Here is a 19,608-nt window from a genome sequence, read left to right as displayed (position 1 = left end):
TCATGCTCCGTTGATTTGCTGAAAGTGTTTTTGTGCAGAGAGGTCCGCAATCAGGCCGGGGCCATGGGGCTCCCACGCAAGAACTCGGCGGGCATGCTGGCCGCTTACTGTCTGGTCGAGCGCCAGTGCGTCAGCGAACAGTCCAAGCGATTTGCGAGCATCGTCGAGCGACCAGAGTTCGACGCGATCGGCGCCGACCGAGGCCCGAATCGCTTCACCCATTTCGGCAACGGCAACGGCATCTTCCGCGACCACGTTGAAGATCTGTCCCGTGACCCGACCGTCCCCGCTCGCCGCCTGCTCCACCGCGCTCAGGTAAGCCGTGGCGAGATCGTCGACATGAACGGCAGGCCAGTGATCGCGACCATCGCCGACGACCCTCACACTGCCGGTCTGACGGACCATCCCGGCAAGCATGCCGAAGACGCCACCGCCGTAGCCGTGCACCATCGCCGGCCTGAGAATCACTGCGGCAATCGAGCGGCTCGCCGCTAGCGCCCGCACATGTTGCTCCACTGCGGGCCGCCAGGCGATGAGTGGTGTCGGGTTCAGCGCCGAAGCTTCGGTCGCGGGCTCCCCCTCCGTATTGCCGTAGACCCAGGTGCCCGACGTATAGACAAACGCCGCGCCCGGCTGCAAATGCGAAAGCATCGCTACAGCCGCAGCCTCATCAACGGCACCGGCGGAAGCATCATTGGTCGACGCCATGTGCACCACGCCCTCGGCGGCCCCGGCGGTCGCAGCGAAAGACTGTGGCTCACGCAGGTCGCCGGAATGCAGTTTCACGCCGAGATCTGCTAGCGCGCTGGCAGCAGCCGACCTGTCCTGGCGCACCAGCGCCGTCACCTGATGGCCGCGGCTGATTGCCTTGCGCGCGACCGCTTGCCCGATGTAGCCAGTACCACCTGTCATGAACAGTTCCATAGCGTTCTCCTCGATGATTGCCTGCGAAGTTGATAAGTCACACGAACGAGACTTGCCGGTCTCGTTTTGACGAATCTAAACGAGACTGACCAGTCTTGTCAACTACTCGGCGATCTGTTATTTATCTGGGATGAACACTCCCTCTCTCCCCGACCTGAGCCCGCTGCAACGCCGTAAGCGGTCCGCCATCCTCGAAGGCGCGAGAACCGTTTTTTTAAGCCAAGGTTTCGGCCTGGCAACAATGGACGATGTCGCCGCGGCCGCTGGCGTCGGCAAACAGACGGTCTACCGCCACTTCAAGTCGAAGGAGGCACTCTTCGTTGGTCTGGTGAGCTCGATGTGCGCTCAGGTGGGTGGACTTCTTGCCGGGGATCAGGACGAGCAATCCGATGGATCACCCGAAGCCGAGTTGCACGAGTTGGGGTGGTTGCTGGCACGAAGCCTTATCGTGCCGGATTACCTGCGGCTTTACCGGGCCATCGTCGCTGAGGCCGAGCGTCTTCCGGAACTCGGTCAGGTGTTTTACGAAAATGGCGCAAAGGTCGTGCGTGCCTTCGCGGCAACAATTCTGCGAAAGCGATTTGACGAATCGACTGCTGTATTGCGGGCAGCGACATTCGTTCAGTTGGTGCTAGGCGACGCGTATCTGGAACTGTCAATTGGCTACACGGTGCCCGATGTTGAAGCGCGCTTTGCGCTGCAGATTGACGAGGCCGTGGCGGCTGCACTTCGCTAAAATGGGCCAACCCTGTCAGTTTTCCGCGTAGCGACACTCCACATTAGTTCATTTTGACGCCGCAACCAGACTAAGCGCGTATGCTGGGAATACCACCTTGTCACGCAACGCATCAGGAGCAACACCATGGCCAAGAGTCAATTACGCAGCACTCGCGAAGCGAAAAAGCCCAAGCAACCCGCGAAGCCGTCAGTGCCGGCGAAGCCGTTCAGCACGGTTCGTTCGCGGGTTGCGAACGAAGCTGTCGCCAAGAAGAAGACGTAAATCGGTTGGCCGCGGACACGCGGCACAGCGATCACATGCAACTTGTAACGTTCACCGCAGTAAATTGATATCTCCACATTGAAGGCGCAAACCGCTTCGGGAGGCGCATCATGATCCATCACCACTCGGACCCCACTTTTCGTGGGCTTCCGCTCACGGCCGAGCAAGACTCGGAAATTCGTCATTACCTGAACAGAAAGGCCAAGCTGGGCAAGCCATGGAATACTCCCGAGCTGCGCGGGATGCTTGAGGACATGCTGCTGCCGCCAAGTACCGAAGACGACAGCGAGAGCGATATCCCGGGCGACGCGTCGAGCGCCGCTGAGCGCGCAGCCGCGTTCGTCGATCAGGACATGGAACCAATCGAGGCGTATGAGGAATTGCATGCCGCGATGGAAGCCGAAAGCATGAAAGGCGATCCGCACTAGCGGGAGCGCTCCGCGCAGGTAGTGAGCGTGCAACCCGGTCCATCTGAGGCGTAGAACGAAGGACGACACATGGCACTCAGTTTTTCCAACCCCAGCCGCAGCTATGATGGGATCAGGCATGGCGTGTGGTTCTGGGGATACGACAAAGCACGCGAGATTACCTTCTTTGTGGAAGACCGCGTACTGAAGCATTTCGACTCCGCCCTCGGTACTGACGAAGCCGAGGTGCTGGCCTCCTTCGACCGGAATCGCAATGAGATCCTGAAGGTCGCCATGACCCTCTATGCCGAGGGGCCGCAGACTCTCTACACGCTGCACTAAAGCTTCATGCGGTCACCCATGCTGAATGAGTTGATCCAGTTCAGGCGATCAACGCGTTTTCATACAGGCTCGATCCGCTGCTGCCGGTCGACGGCTTCCGCATCCTGAGGCTGTTTTTGATGCACTTCGGCCAGTCGCCGGGGCGATCGCTGACGACTTCTCGACCGAAGTCGACTCTTGATATCAGGACTGGCAAGGCAGTTATAAGTCTCCTTTGCCTGCCTACATTTGTGCATCCACGACCTGGAAGGTCGGGATGCAGGACACCTTGCACGTCTGGAGGCCCTACCATTGATAGCGCACGCCGAGATCGCCCGCGACGCCACTACGGCGGACATTGCTGTCTCCACTCACGGCGAACTGGTAGCCGAACTGTCCGTAAAGGTTCAGCCGCTCCTTGAGCCTGGCGGTGACACCGCCGGCGAGCTCCAGTCGCGTGGCCTGCACATTCAGCGGCACCCGGTCATTGGCGAAGGTCGTGGTGGCCTGGGCATTGAAATCCCGCCACAGGTTGGCACGCACATACGGCTGCCACACCGCTCCCTGGCTGCCTTCGATGGTCCACTTCCCGCGCACGCCGAGGCGGCCACTCGCGCCCGAAGTGGAGCCGAGGGAGACTTCACCCAGACCATCGTTCGCGTCGGAGAACGACACGTGCTGCCAGATGATCTGCGCCTGCGGCTCCAGCTCGAAACCCGGGCCGAGCGGAAGGGGGATCGGATAGCCCCCCTCGAGTGATGTCGCGAAGCCCGTACCCCGGACCGGCAGATTCGCAAACTGAGTGGTCGCGGCGCCGTCGTAGTGCGTACCCTGCACAACCGCATCGACATACCAGCCGCTGGGGCCGTAGTCCGTCCAGTAGCCTCCGCCTGTATATGCATTCAGATGCATTGAGCCGGTGTGCTCCAGCGTGTATCCGGTTGCCGCTGCGTTGGTGACCAGGCCATCGACATCTGCACTGCCGTAGCCGTATGCAAAGTAGACGCCGGCAGCGTCGCGATGACCGGGCCAGACGCTTCCACGCCATAGGTCGAGACCGGTCTGCACGCCTCCGACTCCGCCGCTCACGCGCGGATCGGCGTAAGCCTCGTAGCGGTTGTCGATCTGGCCGCCGAACACGCGTCCCCAGGCGGAGCTTGCCCAGCCCGAGCCGCCAGCGCCGCCGCTCTCCGTCGTGAGCGTGTCGCCGATGCGCTCATGGAGCGTCCCGAGCATCTCGACACCCATCTGCCGGGCGACCGGTTGAACTACGCCATAGGTGGCCAGTTCCGGCCCGATGATCGGGTAGACGCCTGGCGGCAGCGGATCCGGTGGGGGCTCGGTGCCAGGTCCAGTTTCCGGTTCCTCTTCGCCTCCCCCCGGTGGGGGCGGCACGACGAACGACGAGCGCAGAAACCAGTCCTCGGGATTGCTGCTGTTGAGGCCACCGCGAAACAAACGATAGTCTTCGGCGCCACCGCGCGCCTCGCCGACGAGCGCAAAGGCGTCCGACGCCGTGGTGCCACCGTTGGTTGTCTCGACGACGAGAATGCCGTTCCCCGTCGTCAACCCACCGGAGCCGCCCGCGTTCGTGATACGTACGGCTGAAGGGTCGGCGCTGCCGCCGTTGATGATGAGTCTGTCCGACGGCGAGCCATCCAGACCGAGGAAGGTGCGCAGCGCGAGCGTGCCGCCGGCACCCACGAAATTTTTGACAGTCATTGCACCGAATTGCCCTGCCGGGAGCCCGAAGCCCGGCTCAACAGTTCCGGCATTGGTGACGGTGTTCAAGTCCGTTCCTGTACCGCCCAGGGTTCCGTTCGCCTCCACATTGACCGGCGACTGCAACGAGCCGGTCAGATTGAGCACGCCATTGCGAACGTTGGTCGGACCAGTAAAGGTGTCTGGCCGGATAACGTGAGCACGCCGTTGCCGGCCTTGGCCAGTGCCCCGCTTCCGGAGAGCACGCCGGACCAAGTCGCACCCATGCCGTTGGTGTCGATGGTCGACGTCGTGCCTCCGACCAGCGTTGCGTTGACGCCTGCGCTCAGCGCCGAACCCACCACCTGTATCGTTCCTCCACCGAGATTGAATGCATAGGTGCCACCCAGATTGTTGAAGTCGCCGAACAGCGAACTTCCGCCAATCTGCAGTGTGCCGCCCGACAGGTTATACGTGCCGTTGCCGGCCGCCGCGAGGAACAGTCTCGACGCGCTGCCGATTGCAAGGGTACCGCCGGTCTGGTTGATCGTACCGGTGCCCTGGCTACCCGAGGACGCGACGTTCGAGCCGATGAACAGCGTCCCATTAGCCACGTTGAAGGTGCCGCCGCTCAGATTGAGCGTGCCGCTGCTCGGGTTGCCTTGCGTATTGCGGCCGAGCGTCATGAAGTCGGTGGTGCTGTTGCCGAATGTGACCGTTCCGCCCGCCAGGTTGTAGGTGCCCGTACCGCCCTGGTTGCCGATGTTCAGCGACACCGGCGTGCCCGGCATACCGAAGACGACGTTGCCCGCGGTCTGCGTAACCGTGCCCGTGCCGCCGAAGTCGCCGACCTGGAGCGCGGAGTTGAACGTTAGCGTGCCGCCGCTCACGTTCAACGTGCCAGACGACGTCGATCCGGGAAGAGTTGGGGCATTGCCCAGGCCCAGCGAAAGATAGTCGATGGCGGCGTCGCTGCTCGTCGCCGCCAGTCCACCGCCAATCACGAATGCGGAGCCCCCCCGGATCCTTGCGCCGTCGATCGTCAGTGTTCCGCCCCCCGTTTTGACGAACTGGCCTTGTTGCGACGTTGGATCGCTCGCAACGCCAGCATTGTTGATCGTGCCGGAGAAGCTGGTGCTCGTGTTATCGGTGCCAACGAACAGGACGTTGTTGGCGGGGGTGTCGATCGTTTCGCTCCCGGAGAGATTGGGCCGCTCAGTCACCGTCTGCTGCGCCAATGCCGGCACGGGTGACAGGCCCATGAGCCATATGGCATGGAGGATGCAAAAAGGGTTGAGTCGCTGGTGCCGCGTCGTCAGCGGAATCGTCAATCGACCGCGCGCGCCGCCGGCCAACGTGCTTAACGATGCGCGATGAATCGCTCTTGCCGTCACGATGACCCTCCGTTACTTGCCGGTGAAAGTCTGCCAAGTCAAGCGAGCTTGACTTCGGGAGACCGACCCATCGACGTTGACTTTGGAAAGCATCTCCCCGAACAGTCGTTGCCTTACTGGTTATGCGCACGCGATTGAGTTGTTGCCAAGTTCTGCTAAGAGTAGGTAGGCAGATTGAATTGTCAAGAATTAGCCGGGAAGGCTTCGATTGCGGTCCTGTCATGCGAGTTACCAACGGCTCGCCACCCGAGAAAAGCGCCTAAGCATATCGTCGTGTCCCGATTGGATCTCCGCTTTCCAGATTGCCACTGACGTTTGACTGTCCCGGCGATGCTTCCGGTGAGCGGCTCCTCGCGGCCGAGCGCAGCCGTTTACCAACCGCGCAACAACCCGGTGATACTTCGGCATCCACTCAGTCAGATCGCGCCCGCCTCAGTTAGAGATGCCTCGGACCCGCCGCGATGCCGCCCGCATCCGTTGGGACTTCTGCTTTCCCAACCATTGCAGCGATTCCCGCACGACCTCGGGCGGAACCTCATTGAATGACGCGCTGCGAATCAGCGCCTCGCTTGCGGCAATGTCGTTGAACTGCCCCAGCTTGTTCTGCACGGATGTCAATTCCTTGATGGTGCGACCGTGTCCGCCTTTGATAACGGGTTGAAAAAACTCCAGCAGGTACCTCAGTTTTTTGCCTGCCTTTCGAACGTCGTGAAGATCCTCCTCGTGGGTGTCCTCGCTGCGTGCAGCGCGTCTGCTTCGCTTTTGAAGTGCACGCCGTGCTAGACGGACACGCTTCTCGGCGAACGCCTGAATGGGTAGATTGTCGCAACGCGACAGCAGTGTGGTTTGCGCGCGAAGCAGGACATCGTTCAGAAACGCCTCGACATCGTCGCTTTTGATCATCGTCCGGCTATGCACCACCGCCTGCGCGCGCTTCTCGCGCGCCGCGGCCACCAGCAGTTCGATCGAGGCGCCGGACTCCTTGGCGGCTCTCAGCAGATCGCCTGCTATGTCCCAGTCACGGGTTCGGCCTGCCACGGCCGCAAGACGCTTGAATTCTTCGGTGGCTTGCGCGGTCGATTCCTCTCCGAGGTATGGAGAGTACGCCCAGTACAAAGCCCGAAGCTTTCTGAAAGCGACGCGAAGCTGATGAAACCCTTCTGCATCGGTCTGCGTGGATAGCTCTCTTGCCCTTTGCACGGCTTCGGCCACCACTGGCGCCGCCAGCGACGAGAAGGTACTAGCGATGGAACTCGTTTTTGAAAGTGATGAACCGGCCGTCCGGCGGTTGACTTTGAAGAGAGTGTTTGGCCGTGGCAAGGACCAGTCACCATCCATATTCATTGCAGCCTCGAGTCGAATAGAAAATTCATTTGCCGAGACCTTACCATAGCGACCCTCGAGCGCTGAGATTGTGACGCGGTGATGACATGCTTTAAGCTGCCGCGCGTCCGCTGTCCTCGCTTCGAAACATTACCGGCTTCTGCTGTTCTGTATTAGGATGCTCAACTATGTCTGGCAACGCCCGATACGCCGCCGTGTGGTGCGCGTCTTGAGAGCATCTGGGGCATAAGTGGGAGTTCGGTTTGAAAAAACGCGCCACCGTGATCTGTCGCAGAGGTAAGCGAATCCTTCTGGTCGCACGTAGTCAAGCAAAGTGGGCTTTACCGGGCGGGATCCTCAAACGAGGAGAACATCGCACGGACGCCGCACTTCGGGAACTCAAGGAAGAAACTCAACTATCCGGCAAGTCGGCCAAGCATCTCTTCGACTTCCGTGGCAAGCAGAAGCACCATCACGTGTTTTCCTGCGAGATCCCGAATCGGGCCAAAGCTCGCCCGAGTAACGAAATAGCCAGGTGTCGCTGGGTTCACATGGACGAGATCCGTCGCCTCATGACCAGCGGGCCGACGACCGATATCGTGAAGCTCATGTATCAGCGGCGCAGGAAGTAGCCCAGACCTTCAACTGATACCCCGGCGTCCGATTGCACTGCCAGGAACTAGACAAGCGAGGCCGGCGCACCAGCCTCGCTCAGAATTTCGAAAGCCCGAAAAACTACACCGCGAACTTGAGCGCCTGTGCGAAATCCGCAATCAGGTCGTCGATATCCTCGATGCCCGCGGACAGCCGCAGCATGCCGTCGGAAATGCCCATCGCCTTGCGCGTTTCCGGCCCGGCTTCGAAAAAGATCGTCGGTGCGACGGGAATGATCAGCGTGCGCGTGTCGCCGAGACCGGTCGCCTTGACCGGCAGCTTGAGCGCGTTGACGACTTCGACCATGCGATCCACGTTGAGTAATTCGAACGACAACAGCCACGACGCGCCCTTGAACAGCGTCTGTGCGATCTCGTATTGCGGATGGCTCTTCAGGCCAGGATAGAACACGTTGCCGATCGCTTCGTGCCCTTCGAGAAACTTCGCGAGCGCGAGCGCATTGTCGCTGCTTTGCTTCACGCGCAAGGCGAGCGTTTCCGCGCCCATCGAGATCGAGTGCGCCTGCTCGGACGACAATGCCGCGCCCATGTCTCGCAGGCCTTTCTTGCGGATCTGCAGCAGCCCCTGATCCTTCGCCGCCGAACGCCGATAGTCGTCGGCGATGTTCGGATACGCGCTCCAGTCGAACAGACCGGTATCCGTCACCGCGCCGCCGAGGGCCGCGCCATGACCCGCGATAGTCTTCGTCAGCGAGTTGATGACGAGGCTCGCGCCGACCGCCTTTGGCTTGAACAATGCGGGCGAGGTAATCGTGTTATCGACGAAGTACACGATGCCGCGCTCACGGCACACGTCACCGATACCTTGCAGGTCGGGAATCTGCGTGCCCGGATTCGCGATGGTTTCGACGAACACCATGCGCGTATTCGGCCGGATTGCGTTCTTCACGTCGTCGACGTTGCACGCGTCGACGGTCGTGACTTCGATGCCGAGCCCCCGCAACGTGCCGAACAGACTGTTGGTGTTGCCGAACACGTAACGGCTCGACACGAGATGATCGCCCGCGCGCAGCAGCGTGAGGAACGTCGCGGTGATGCCGGCCATGCCTGTGCTGAAGCAGATGGTGCCGACGCCTTCTTCGAGGCTGGTGATCTTGCGCTCGAGCGCGGCCGTGGTGGGCGTGCCCTGCCGTGCGTAATTGAAGCCGCCTTTCTTCGTGCCCTGGAACACGCCGATCAGGTCCTCGACGCGCTCGAAACCATATTGCACGGACGTATGAACTGGCTGACGCAAGGCACCGTGCTCGGTGCCCGCAATTCTGTCGCCGTGAACGATGCCAGTGGTGAAACCTTGCTTGTCCATTCCTTCTCCGCTTTTTTAGATCGATTGCTGCCAACCGATTATCGCCTGTAACCGCTCGCCGGCGAAGTCCTTGGCGTCCCGTCCGGCGGCGCGGGACACCCCGAATGGGCAAAACCCGCTCCGCGATGTTGCGCTGCGGGGTTGACTAGCCTTGGTGGCACGAACAGGCTCTAAGTCTTCATCGACCAGCACGGGAGCGAACGTGGCCGACCCTGATCATCCTGCTAGCAAACCGAAGACGGCGCACATCATCGCCGCGCAGGCGAGCCCGTGCGACGAGCTCGTCATCCGCACGCAGCCCATCACGACCGGCCGCCCATGCCAGCGCAAGCGCCTCGCGCTGGGCGCGACGATCGGTGGTTCGAGCATGGCGTTCATCGATGGCTCCGTCGTCAACGTCGCGCTGCCGGCCATTCAGAGCGAACTCGGCGCGAGCGTCGCGGCGATGCAGTGGGTCGTCAACGCGTATCTGCTGTTTCTCGGCTCCCTCGTGCTGGTCGGCGGATCGATGGGCGACAAGCTCGGCCGGCGCACGGTGTTCATCGCGGGCGTCGCGCTTTTCACGCTGGCGTCGGTCGCTTGCGGGTTGGCACCGAATACGTTTGCGCTGGTCGCCGCGCGCGCGGTTCAAGGCATCGGCGCGTCACTGCTCGTACCCAGCAGTCTCGCGATCATCGGCGCGGTGTTCGACGACGCAGCGCGCGGACGGGCAATCGGCACCTGGGCGGGCGTTGGCGCGATCACGTCGGCCGTGGGGCCGGTGGCGGGCGGCTGGCTCGTCGACGCATGGTCGTGGCGCGCGATCTTCTTCCTGAACGTCCCGCTCGCGGCGCTGACGATCGCGCTCGCCATATCGGCGGTGCCCAACAGCCACGGGGCCGATGCGCCTGGACAGCTCGACTGGCCCGGCGCACTGAGCGCGGCCACGGGCCTCGCCGCGCTGACGTTCGGCCTGACCGAAGCATCGGCGCGTGGCTTCGCGCATCCGCTCGTATTCTGTGCGATTGGCGCCGGCGTGCTGATGCTCGCCGCATTCGTGACCATTGAGGCGCGCAGCCCCAACCCGATGATGCCGCTCGACCTGTTTCGCTCGCGCGACTTCGCCGGCGCCAACCTCGTCACACTGCTGCTTTACTTCGGCCTTGGCGGCACGTTCTTCTTCCTGCCGTTCACGTTGATCCGCGCGCATGGCTACACCGCGACCGAAGCGGGGGCGGCGCTGTTGCCGGTGCCTTTCATCATCGGTTTGCTATCGCGCTTCACTGGCGGTCTGACTAGCCGCTTCGGTTCGCGCACGCTGCTGACCGTTGGCCCGGGCGTCGCCGGAGTCGGGTTCACGTTGCTGGCGCTGCCGTTCGTGCGCGGCAGCTATTGGGCTGAATTCTTCCCTGCGCTCGTCGTGCTCGGGCTCGGCATGACGATCACCGTCGCGCCGCTTACCACGACCGTGATGGGTGCGGTGCCGAGCGACCGCACAGGCGTGGCGTCCGGCATCAATAACGCCGTTGCGCGCGTGGCGGGTCTGCTGGCGATTGCGGTGCTCGGCATCGTATTCGTGTGGTCGCACCACGCGGCGCTATCGGCGCGCCTCGACGAACTGCATGTGCCGCAAGATACGCGCCAGAGCGGGCAATTGCTGGCGCCGGTCGAGCAAGCGGGAGGGGCGGCGGGCGACTCGCATACGCCGCGCGAGACATCCGTGGCGCGCGCGCAAGCCGATGCGATGACCGACGCGCTGCGGGCCGTCGCGCTCGTCTGCGCCGCGTGTGCGTTCGCCGGAGCGGGGCTTGCGATGGCCACCATCCAGCCGCTGAAACGGCCGGCGTTGGCGCGCCCGGAGTGAGATACGAAACTCAGTGGTGAACAGGCCGCACCGGGGACCCCGTCGGCCGGATCACGGCGGCCGCTCGCGCCTCGATTCTTGCCGCCGACGAAGTCGGTTGATGTGGCGCGCTGTCGTACCCGTTCATTTGTTCATCGATGATGAAATCCGCGACTCTCATCGCGTCCATCGAGTTGCCGTCCACGTCGTTCCACTCGCGAATCGCGCGATTGACCTTGGTTAGCGCGGTGACAGCAAGCAGTATGGCGTCGGTCTCGGTGATCTTGCCTTCGAGATCATCTACGAGGTAGTCCGCAACACGTAGAGCCGCGCCGATCAGATTGCTGTCGTCGCTCAAGTCCGTCAGTACCGCATGAACCACTGCGAGGCAAGCATCTTTGCGTGCAAGTGCGATGTCTGTCATGAGGTTCTCCAGAGTCCAGGTGCAAACACAATTTATTCCGAGTGCTCCCTGCATGTCGAATGCGCCCACCGTGAAGCCGCCACCGCGTTGCCTTTACCAGCGCTGGTGGACGTGCGGCGCGATATGGCGCTGATAGACATCCCGGACCCGTTGCATGACCTCGTCGGACAGCGGCGCGAGGTTCGCGGCCGAGACGTTCGACGCCGCCTGGGCCGCGTTTTTGCTGCCCGGGATGATGACTGAGACGGCATCCTCCATCAGGATCCAGCGCAGAGCCAGCTGCGCCATCGAGGCGTTCACGGGTACCAGGCTGCGCAGTTCGTCGACCGCTTGCAACGCGACGTCGTAGGGCACGCCGGAGAACGTTTCGCCGACGTCGAACGCCTCGCCATGCCGATTGAATGCACGATGGTCGTCTGATGCAAAAGTCGAATCCGCGGACATCTTGCCCGTGAGCATGCCGCTGGCCAGAGGCACTCGCGCGATGACCGCAACGTCTTTCTTTTGCGCTTGCCTGAAGAACAGATCGGATGGACGCTGACGGAACATGTTGTAGATGATCTGCACCGAAACCACGTTCGGATATTCGATCGCCTTCAGCGCTTCTTCCACCTTTTCGACCGACACGCCGTAGTAGCGGATCTTGCCGGCGGCGACGAAGTCGTCCATTGCGTCGAACACCTCGGGACGGTAGTAAACCTCCGTCGGCGGGCAATGCAACTGGATCAGGTCGAGCGTGTCGACGCCGAGATTCGAGCGACTCCGGTCGATGAAAGCTTCGAGCTCGCGCTTGTTCAGATAGCCGCTGGTCACATGCGGGTCGAGTCGGCGCCCGAGCTTGGTGGCGACAATCGGACGTTCGCCGCCTCGTTGCCGCAGCACGTCGCGGATGATCCGTTCGGAGCGACCATCGCCGTAGACATCGGCCGTGTCGATGAACGTGACACCGTTGTCGAGCGCGGCATTTAGCGCGGCCTTGGCGTCATCTTCCGCAACACTGCCCCACGAGCCGCCGATCGCCCATGCCCCAAAACCGATTTCCGACACATTCCAGCCGGTACGACCAAATTTTCTCGTCGAAAGCGTCATTTCGATGCTCATCCTCTGTTTTTTTGCGAAGTTGCGTTGCAGGCGGTTCATGACCCTTGCGGGAGCGCCGGCGACCTTTGTACATAGTGTAGCAAGCGGGCAGGGCCGTTGAAGTAGGGTATGCGTCCGGGCGGAATCGATGACCGCCCGCGCGATGCGATGAAGTATGATTTCCACGGCATCGAAGCGGCCGCTCCGACAACAGGACGTGGAACCCGGAAGAAGGTGGCGTAATGACAACCAACGCAGGTTCTGACGGCATCGCGAACGACGGGCTCGGCGGCACTCGCACGAGTGCACGGATTCCGGCCATCGCACCACCGCGAACCGCGCTTGTCGTCATGCACTACCAGACCGACATTCTCGGACTCTTTCCGTCGGTCGCCCCCGCCTTGCTCGCCAATACGCGCAGCTTATGCGACGCGGCCCGGGTCAAAGGCGTCAGCGTCTATTTCGCCAACCTCAGGTTCAGTCCGGGCTATCCGGAAGTCAGCCCGTTGAACAGGAATGGGCAGGGAATCAAAAGTCTTGGCCTCTTCCTCGCAGATCGGACCGCGCCGGAGTTGGGCCAGCAGGCCAACGAACCGCTCGTCATCGCGCATCGTGCGAGCGTGTTCTTCGGCACCGATCTGGAGGCGAAGCTTTCCGGGCAAGGTATCGATTCGCTGATCATGGTCGGCATCGCGTCGACCGGAGTCGTGCTCTCCTCGGTCGCGTACGCCAGCGACGCGGACTTCCGCCTGTATACGGTGAAGGATTGCTGTTACGACCCGGACCAGGTGGTCCACGAGCATCTGTTTTCTACCGCATTCGATTCACGCACAACGGTGCTGTCACTGGCGGACGCGTTACTGCTGCTCGCGTAGACCAATATCGCCAGCTCGATTACGTCTTTCCGCGGCGTTCCGTTGGTTTCGCTACGAACAAACCCCGCTATCGCACCAGCGCTTTCGGGCCGCCCGGCGTGACCGAGTAACCGTCGTTCAACGTCTGCAGGAATGCGATGACGTCGCGAATCTCGGCCTCGTTCAGCGCGGGCTTGCCGCCGAGCTTCCGATCCATCGGCGCATCCGCGAAGTCGACGTTGTTGCGATAGCGGCGCGGCAGATCGTCGATTTTATCGACCTTGCCGTTGACCCCCTTCGGATACCACTTCGCCGGATTGGTATCGCGCTCGACATAGAAGCGCATCACGTCCTCGAGCTTATGAAAGCGGCCGTTGTGGAAAAACACCGAGCGCGTCGCAACGTTGCGCAGCGTCGGTGACTTGAACATGCCGCAGAAGCCGGTTTCCTTCGCCAGATCAGAGCGATAGGGGCCGCACAGCCCAAGGTCGAAATACGTCGGATCGCGATTGGCCGGAATGTCCGGGTTGCGCGGCACCCCGAGCGCAATGAACGAAAAGTCGGCGAATTGCGCCGGCCGTCCACCGGGCCCGGGCGCGTCCAGATGGCATTTTGCGCAATTGCCCTTGTCGGGGTTATTGAACAGCGCGTAGCCGCGCAGTTCCTGCGCCGTGAAGTCCGCATTGCCCGACATCGCCGCATCGAACTTGCTCGTGTACGGATGGAAGCTCATGTCTTCGGCCTGAAACGCTTCGAGTGCTTCGCCGATGTGCGCGAATGCCTTGTCCGTCTGCGAGAAGACCTGGGCGCCGAAGACCTTTCTGAAGGTGTCGGCATAAGCGCTGCGCTGCAGCTTCGCGACGACTTCGGCCGCGCTGCGGTTGGCCATCTCGTTGGGATTGAGCAGCGGCATCGACGCCTGATCGTGCAACGATGCGGCGGCGCCGTCGCGCATGAAGCCGCCCGTCGGTCCTTCGTCCTCGGTATCTTCCGAGGCGGGCGTATAGAAGTGCCGGCTGAACAACGGCGTGAAGCTCAGATAGCGCAGCGACGGCACCGAACGCGTACCCGGCTGGCGCATGTCGGCGCCGCCCAGTTGCACGGCAAGGCCGTTCGGTGGACCGTAGGCGTGCTCGGGACTATGGCAGCTCGCGCATGACATCTTTCCCGAGGCCGATAGCGACGCGTCGAAGAATATCTGTTTGCCAAGTTCGGCCCGCTGGCTCAACGCGGCAGGGCTCGCGGGGTAGCGAACCCATCTTTGCACCGAGACTTTGGCGGCCGCCTTGGGCGCCGCTTTCGATGCCGCGGCAAAGCCGCCCGCGGGGGCCGTCAGTCCATTGCTCGACGGTGCTTGTGCCGTGGCTGAAAAGCTCGCACCCAGCGTGAAGGCGGCGAAGGCGGCAATCGTTGCAGCGCCCAATCCACTCGCCACTTTGAAGCAATCTGGAATCATCTGCATGCGTGCGTCGTTTCAACGGAAGACGGTGGAGCGAAGGCCCCACCGTTTTTTCGATGCTCTCGTCGATCAGAAATTGAACATCGCCATCAGGTCGCCGATCGAAGTCGTGTTGATCGGCAGATACGGGCTTTGCGTCGAGGTGACCGGATTCGGCAGACGGTCGCGGCTACGCGTCGACAGCGGCTGCAGGCGCCAGTTGCGTTCGATGAATTTGAGCACCGACGCATGATCGTAGTACGTGTGGTCGACCAGCCCCTTGCGGGCATACGGCGACACCACGAGCATCGGAATGCGCGGACCGTCGCCGAAGAAATCGAGGTTCTGGATCGCGCCGGTGTCGAAGTGGCCGCCGCCTTCGTCGGTGGTGATCAGGATCGCCGTATGCGCCCACAGCGTCGGATTGGCCTGAACGTTGGCGATCACGGTCTTCAGGAACGCCTCATAGGTGGCCGGTGCCGAATAGCCGGGGTGACCGCTGTCGAGGTTCTTCGGCACGACGAACGACACCGCGGGCAGCGTGCTGTTCTTGACGTCGTTGGCGAACGTCGTCAGATCGGTCAGGTTCGCCTTCAGCGCGGGCGTGCCCATCACCTTGCTCGACGCGACCAGCGGGTCGCCGATGACGTTGTACTGCGCCGACTGTGCAAGCGCCGCCGCCTGCGCCGCCGGCAACCCGTCCGCGAGCTCCAGCAGCTGGGTTTCAGCTGCAAGGTCGCTGGTGGTGCGCCCGCCCGTATACCACTTCCACGACACGCCCTTGGCGGCCAGCGCCTCGGCGATGGTGGGCACGGTCTGCGGCGGGTAGTTGTAGTTGTTCGGACCGATCGGCTGGACGTTGCCGTTCAGGTCATAACCGGGGTTGTAGTTGTTGACGAGATAGTACTTGCCCGCGTCGCAATTGCTTGCGACCTTCTTCGCGGCGAGGAAATTGAGAATGGCTGAGACGCCGGCCTGGCTCGCATCGGAACAGTTCACGTAGGAGCCGCCTTCGTAGCCGTCTTGGGTGTAGAAGTTCGCCGTTTGCGGCATCGGGTCAGGATTTTCGATCTGGTTGGCCGGCGGCGTTGCGACGGTGCCGGCCGTGTTGAAGTACGGCTCGTCGGCCGTCGCGATCGAGAAGAAGTTCGCGCCGGTGCCGCCCATGATCGACTGGTGATAGTTGTCGCTGACCGCGTAGGTTTGCGCGAGTGACTGGAAATACGGCGCATCGCCGGTCGACATGTTCATGAAGCCCATCAGTTCGCCGCCCTGCGACGGATTCTGCGGCGTGATGCCGGTCGTATCGCCGCCCTGGCCGACCGTGGTGGCCACCCACGTGAACATGTCGTGCTTGCTGTTGTCGCCGCCGGTTTGCTGCCACATCTGGAAGAAGCGATGGACCGGGTCGCCGGTCATCGCGTAGAGCGTCAGCAAGGGCGCGACGGCCGTGACCTGCTGCGCGTACGGTACGTACCTGGTGATCTGGAACGGGCCGTTAGGCAGCGTGGCCGGGAAGCGCGTGTCGGCCGTGCCGCCGCCGGTCGTGAAGGTCTGGAGGTTTTCGATGCCGATCTGTTCCGGCTGCGGCAGAGTCGCATACGCCGCGCCGCGCGTCGGGTTGATCGTGTAGGCCGTTTGCGTCGTGCCCTGGTTCTGGGCAGCCTGCGCGAAGTTCGGACCCGGCGTGCCGTCCGCGTTGATGATGCCTTCCGACAGCAGGTTCTTGACCGTCTGGCCGTCCGGCGCGACGTAGCCGCCGAACAGGCCGTCGAAAGTCTGGTTCTCGCCGACCACGACGATGACGTGCTGAATCGGCGTCGTGGTCGCGCTGTTGCTCAACGCGAGCGCCGAGGTCACGGCGGCGGCCGGCATCGCGCCGGAGACCGCGCCCGTGGACGGGATCGAAACCTGCGCGCGGCTGGCGTCGACACCGGCGGCGACCGTGCCGGCGTGCACCGTGAAGCGCGCGATATCGAACAGGTTATCGAGCGGGTTACTCGCATTCGCCTGGTAGGGCGTGCCGATCGGGTCCGCGACGGTATTGACCGGCACGTTGAACGCGCTGAACAGTGGCTGCAACGCGCCCGCGACGGCCGCGTCGGCCTGGGCGATGCTGCTCGCGGAGATCTTCGCCGACGCGATCTGCGCGCTGGTCGGCGCGCCATTGGGCACGATCCCCAGCACGCGCTGCGTGAGCAGCGACGTCAGCGGATTCAGATTGGCGACCACGGACACGGCCGCACCCGACGACGCGGGCGCGGGATCGATGACCGCGGACAGGGTGGCCGGCGTGCCGTCCGCATCGTTGAATGGCGCGGTCAGAACGAACGGCGCCTTGCCCGTCATCGACACGGTGAACTTGCCGGTCGCGTCGGTGAGGCTCGACTGCGCGCTCTTCCCATCGCTGTCCGTCACCGTGACGGTGACGCCGACGATGGGCGCGCCGGCGGCGGCGATGCCCGTCGCGGTGACGCTGGTGCTGGTATTCGCGCTGGCACTCGAGCCGGTGGCGGGCGAGCTGACATTGTCGGGGCCGCAAGCGGCGAGCGAAAGCATGACTCCCAAACCGGCGAGTGTCGAGGCGCTTCTTTTCATGGTCGTTGGGTCGTGGGGGTTGTCGGTCGTCGTTTTTTTTCTGTGCCGCAAGACTCAAGACCGCTCGACGTCGCGGGCCTCACTGGCGCCGCGATCTTCCCAACGCCATATGACAAGGCCGTGATGACGTCCCGCGGCTCGATCGACGGTTCTCTCTAATTTGCTACGACGGCGCGGTCGATATGGCTCGACCGGCGACGCCCTGCTTGTGCAAGCGGGCCGACTTCCTGCATGCGAGCATGATTCACGCCTCGCGCATGCCGTACTCGGCGATCACGATGAGTTACTCGCCACATCGGCATGTGATTTGCTGGCTGATACTGGAAGAGAAACCAACCGGATGACAAAACGTGGCGTCGAAAACAACGGGCATCGCCCCGCTCCAGATGTTCGAAAGCGTCGTCATCCGGTTGTACGACGGCGGCGTCCTGTCGCCGGCCGTGCTCGAACGTGTGATCGGCGCCTTCGCGCAAGCGGATGTCGACTGGCATGACACGGTGGAGGGCCGCTCCGTCGACGGTCGTTCACTGCACGAAATCGTCGCGCTGACGATGCTGCCGGGACAACCTGTCCGATCGGCATCGGCATCGTTCATGACTGTGATCGAACACATCGCGGGCGTCGCGCCGGATACGGACGAGAAAGCAGCGCAGCCAAAAACCGCGCGACGCAAAGAAACCGCGCCGCCGGTGGATGAAACGGACGCGGAGTCGGAGTCCGAATCGCAAGAACTGCTTGCGCAATTGTCGGGCGACGGACGATCCAGCAAGCGCCGCCGCGCGACCGAACAGGATCGGCCGGCGGGTTCGCGCGGCTATAACCCGTTCGTCAACGCACGGCCGCCGCGTTCGAAAAAGCCGTGACGCCGGTTGCCTTCGTCGACAGGAACGGTCGTTGGCAACGTCGTTCTGGTCGGCGACGAGCGGGGTGAGTTGCACTGACATCGTGAGGACGTCTCGCCGACGGGGGCGTTGGCCCAACCCGGTTCCCCCGCTGCCGTACACTATCCGCTGGCCGCATTGGCCGCTGCCCGCCAGCTCCAACCCATGCCCACTTCACTCAGTCCCGCCAACTGGCTAATCGCCCGCCGCGATGCCGAAACCGGCATCGAGAGCCTGCGCGCGCATTTCGGCGGCCACGCCTACGATCCGCACGATCACGACGACATGTTGATCGGCTATACGGAGCAGGGCGTGCAACGCTTCCAGTGTCATCGGTCGTTGCACACGAGCGTGCCGGGCCGCGCGATCCTGATCGAGCCCGGCGCGCTGCACGACGGTCACGCGCCAGAGGCGGCCGGCTTCACCTACGCGATGCTGTATCTGCCGCAAGCCTGGGTCGAGCGCGCGGCGCGGCGGCTCGATCTGCCGGGACTGGCCGGCGTCGAGGCGGCGTTCGGCCATACGCTGGTCGACGATCGCGCGCTCGTCGATGCGATCGGCCAGGCCTTCTCCGCGATCTACGGCAACGAGGGCCGGCTCGCGCGCGACCAGACGCTCGATCGTCTGCTGCTGCAACTCGGCGCCCAGCTACGCGATGCGCCGCTGACCGGCGACCCCGCTGCGTCACCTGCGATCACGCGGGTGCGCGATCTGTTGCACGAACACATGGACGGCAATCTCGGACTCGACGAACTCGCCGAAGTTGCCGGCATCGACCGGTTCAGGTTGACGCGTCTGTTTCAGCGCGCGTTCGGCACCTCGCCGCATGCGTATCTGGTGCGCTTGCGCCTGCGCGCCGCGCGGCGCCTGCTCGCGACCGGCCGCACGCCAGCGCAGGTCGCCGCCGAAGTCGGCTTCGCGGATCAGAGCCATCTCGGCCGCTGGTTTCGTCGGGCGTACCGCATGACGCCGGCGGCGTACCGGCAGATGTGCACAAACGTTCCAGACCGATCGCGCGGCATCGTCGATCATGAGCGGCTCAACGAGGAGTCATCATGTTCGATACCAAAGTGGCGCTGATCGTGCGCAGCGATCTCGCGGTCTGGCAGAAGCTCAATGTGGTCGCGTTTCTCGCGACCGGTGTCGCGGCCGCGGCGCCCGATGCGCTGGGCGAGCCCTACGAGGATGCCGCCGGGCACCGCTACGGCCGCATGCTCGGCCAGCCGATGATGGTGTTCGCCGCCGACCGGTTCGGTCTGCAGGGCGCGCATCGGCAGGCGCTGTCGCGCGAACTCGGAATCGTGCCGTATGTGCACGCGATGTTTTCGACGGGGCATGACGCGGCGAATCGCGCAGTCTTTCGCGCCGAGGACGCGGCGAATCTCGATCTCGTCGGTCTCGCACTGCACGGACCGAAGAGAGCCGTCGATAAGGCCGTGAAAGGTTTGGCCTTGCACGAATGAG

18 protein-coding genes and 1 pseudogene are annotated in these 19,608 nt (G+C 63.0%); 9 read left to right on the top strand and 10 right to left on the bottom strand.

Annotated features, from left to right (window positions below):
- Positions 1 to 924: an NAD-dependent epimerase/dehydratase family protein gene (locus F6X40_RS06700; RefSeq protein WP_187627221.1), complete on the bottom strand. Its 924-nt coding sequence runs from the start codon at positions 922 to 924 to the stop codon at positions 1 to 3.
- Positions 925 to 1,054: 130 nt separating this feature from the next.
- On the opposite strand from F6X40_RS06700, the gene F6X40_RS06695 reads away from it, so the two are divergent.
- The gene (locus F6X40_RS06695; protein ID WP_187627220.1) at positions 1,055 to 1,660 is read left to right on the top strand and encodes a TetR/AcrR family transcriptional regulator; all 606 of its coding nucleotides are present in this window, start codon (positions 1,055 to 1,057) and stop codon (positions 1,658 to 1,660) included.
- A 137-nt stretch (positions 1,661 to 1,797) separates the two neighbouring features.
- On the opposite strand, the gene F6X40_RS06690 is transcribed toward F6X40_RS06695, so the two are convergent.
- Positions 1,798 to 2,043 (bottom strand): hypothetical protein, encoded by a 246-nt coding sequence (locus F6X40_RS06690; RefSeq protein WP_184070283.1) that lies wholly within the window; start codon positions 2,041 to 2,043, stop codon positions 1,798 to 1,800.
- On the opposite strand from F6X40_RS06690, the gene F6X40_RS06685 reads away from it, so the two are divergent.
- Both F6X40_RS06685 and F6X40_RS06680 read left to right on the top strand, forming a co-directional pair.
- Positions 2,035 to 2,352, top strand: coding sequence for a hypothetical protein (locus F6X40_RS06685; protein WP_090807765.1), 318 nt, complete (start codon positions 2,035 to 2,037; stop codon positions 2,350 to 2,352). The two genes, F6X40_RS06690 and F6X40_RS06685, sit on opposite strands and share 9 nt — an antisense overlap.
- 69 nt (positions 2,353 to 2,421) lie before the next feature.
- The gene (locus F6X40_RS06680) at positions 2,422 to 2,673 is read left to right on the top strand and encodes a DUF1488 domain-containing protein (protein ID WP_018425166.1); all 252 of its coding nucleotides are present in this window, start codon (positions 2,422 to 2,424) and stop codon (positions 2,671 to 2,673) included.
- Positions 2,674 to 2,958: 285 nt separating this feature from the next.
- Here the strand turns inward: F6X40_RS06680 and F6X40_RS42170 are convergent, their stop codons facing one another.
- The 3 genes from F6X40_RS42170 to F6X40_RS06670 form a co-directional block, all read right to left on the bottom strand.
- Positions 2,959 to 4,521: an autotransporter outer membrane beta-barrel domain-containing protein gene (locus tag F6X40_RS42170; protein ID WP_316251791.1), complete on the bottom strand. Its 1,563-nt coding sequence runs from the start codon at positions 4,519 to 4,521 to the stop codon at positions 2,959 to 2,961.
- A complete protein-coding gene (locus F6X40_RS42165; protein ID WP_262421388.1) occupies positions 4,509 to 5,708 on the bottom strand; it encodes a hypothetical protein in 1,200 nt (399 codons plus the stop codon). Before F6X40_RS42165 ends, F6X40_RS42170 begins: the two co-directional genes overlap by 13 nt.
- A gap of 471 nt (positions 5,709 to 6,179) precedes the next feature.
- On the bottom strand, positions 6,180 to 7,091 hold the full coding sequence (locus tag F6X40_RS06670; protein ID WP_187627219.1) for a CHAD domain-containing protein: 912 nt from the start codon (positions 7,089 to 7,091) through the stop codon (positions 6,180 to 6,182).
- 242 nt (positions 7,092 to 7,333) lie between these two features.
- Here F6X40_RS06670 and F6X40_RS06665 point away from each other — a divergent pair, with 242 nt between their 5' ends.
- A complete protein-coding gene (locus F6X40_RS06665) occupies positions 7,334 to 7,702 on the top strand; it encodes an NUDIX hydrolase (RefSeq protein WP_184070277.1) in 369 nt (122 codons plus the stop codon).
- A 103-nt stretch (positions 7,703 to 7,805) separates the two neighbouring features.
- Here F6X40_RS06665 and F6X40_RS06660 read toward each other — a convergent pair whose 3' ends face one another.
- Positions 7,806 to 9,047, bottom strand: coding sequence for a cystathionine gamma-synthase family protein (locus F6X40_RS06660; protein WP_187627218.1), 1,242 nt, complete (start codon positions 9,045 to 9,047; stop codon positions 7,806 to 7,808).
- Between the two features lie 202 nt (positions 9,048 to 9,249).
- Between F6X40_RS06660 and F6X40_RS06655 the strand changes: the two genes are divergently transcribed.
- A complete protein-coding gene (locus F6X40_RS06655; protein WP_187627217.1) occupies positions 9,250 to 10,890 on the top strand; it encodes an MFS transporter in 1,641 nt (546 codons plus the stop codon).
- Positions 10,891 to 10,900: 10 nt separating this feature from the next.
- Here F6X40_RS06655 and F6X40_RS06650 read toward each other — a convergent pair whose 3' ends face one another.
- Positions 10,901 to 11,293, bottom strand: coding sequence for a hypothetical protein (locus tag F6X40_RS06650; RefSeq protein ID WP_187627216.1), 393 nt, complete (start codon positions 11,291 to 11,293; stop codon positions 10,901 to 10,903).
- A 93-nt stretch (positions 11,294 to 11,386) separates the two neighbouring features.
- Positions 11,387 to 12,382 carry an aldo/keto reductase gene (locus F6X40_RS06645; RefSeq protein WP_187627215.1) on the bottom strand — a complete coding sequence of 332 codons (996 nt, stop codon included), beginning with the start codon at positions 12,380 to 12,382 and terminating at the stop codon, positions 11,387 to 11,389.
- 233 nt (positions 12,383 to 12,615) lie between these two features.
- Between F6X40_RS06645 and F6X40_RS06640 the strand changes: the two genes are divergently transcribed.
- Positions 12,616 to 13,248 (top strand): isochorismatase family cysteine hydrolase, encoded by a 633-nt coding sequence (locus tag F6X40_RS06640; RefSeq protein ID WP_187627214.1) that lies wholly within the window; start codon positions 12,616 to 12,618, stop codon positions 13,246 to 13,248.
- A gap of 67 nt (positions 13,249 to 13,315) precedes the next feature.
- Here F6X40_RS06640 and F6X40_RS06635 read toward each other — a convergent pair whose 3' ends face one another.
- On the bottom strand, positions 13,316 to 14,689 hold the full coding sequence (locus tag F6X40_RS06635; protein WP_262421387.1) for a cytochrome-c peroxidase: 1,374 nt from the start codon (positions 14,687 to 14,689) through the stop codon (positions 13,316 to 13,318).
- Positions 14,690 to 14,755: 66 nt separating this feature from the next.
- On the bottom strand, positions 14,756 to 17,263 hold the full coding sequence (locus F6X40_RS06630; RefSeq protein ID WP_262421386.1) for an alkaline phosphatase family protein: 2,508 nt from the start codon (positions 17,261 to 17,263) through the stop codon (positions 14,756 to 14,758).
- Positions 17,264 to 17,613: 350 nt separating this feature from the next.
- On the opposite strand from F6X40_RS06630, the gene F6X40_RS06625 reads away from it, so the two are divergent.
- From F6X40_RS06625 to F6X40_RS06615, 3 genes and pseudogenes are all read left to right on the top strand, one after another.
- A complete protein-coding gene (locus F6X40_RS06625; protein WP_410452387.1) occupies positions 17,614 to 18,126 on the top strand; it encodes a hypothetical protein in 513 nt (170 codons plus the stop codon).
- 183 nt (positions 18,127 to 18,309) lie between these two features.
- Positions 18,310 to 19,152 (top strand): annotated as a pseudogene (locus F6X40_RS06620) (helix-turn-helix domain-containing protein); the annotation flags it as partial.
- A 47-nt stretch (positions 19,153 to 19,199) separates the two neighbouring features.
- Positions 19,200 to 19,607, top strand: coding sequence for a DUF2000 domain-containing protein (locus tag F6X40_RS06615; protein WP_184070267.1), 408 nt, complete (start codon positions 19,200 to 19,202; stop codon positions 19,605 to 19,607).
- The last annotated feature ends 1 nt before the right edge of the window (position 19,608 follow it).

Origin of the sequence: Paraburkholderia sp. UCT31, from assembly GCF_014397655.1 — a bacterium.
GTDB classification, from domain to species: domain Bacteria; phylum Pseudomonadota; class Gammaproteobacteria; order Burkholderiales; family Burkholderiaceae; genus Paraburkholderia; species Paraburkholderia tuberum.
This window is presented reverse-complemented; position numbering and strand designations above follow the sequence as displayed.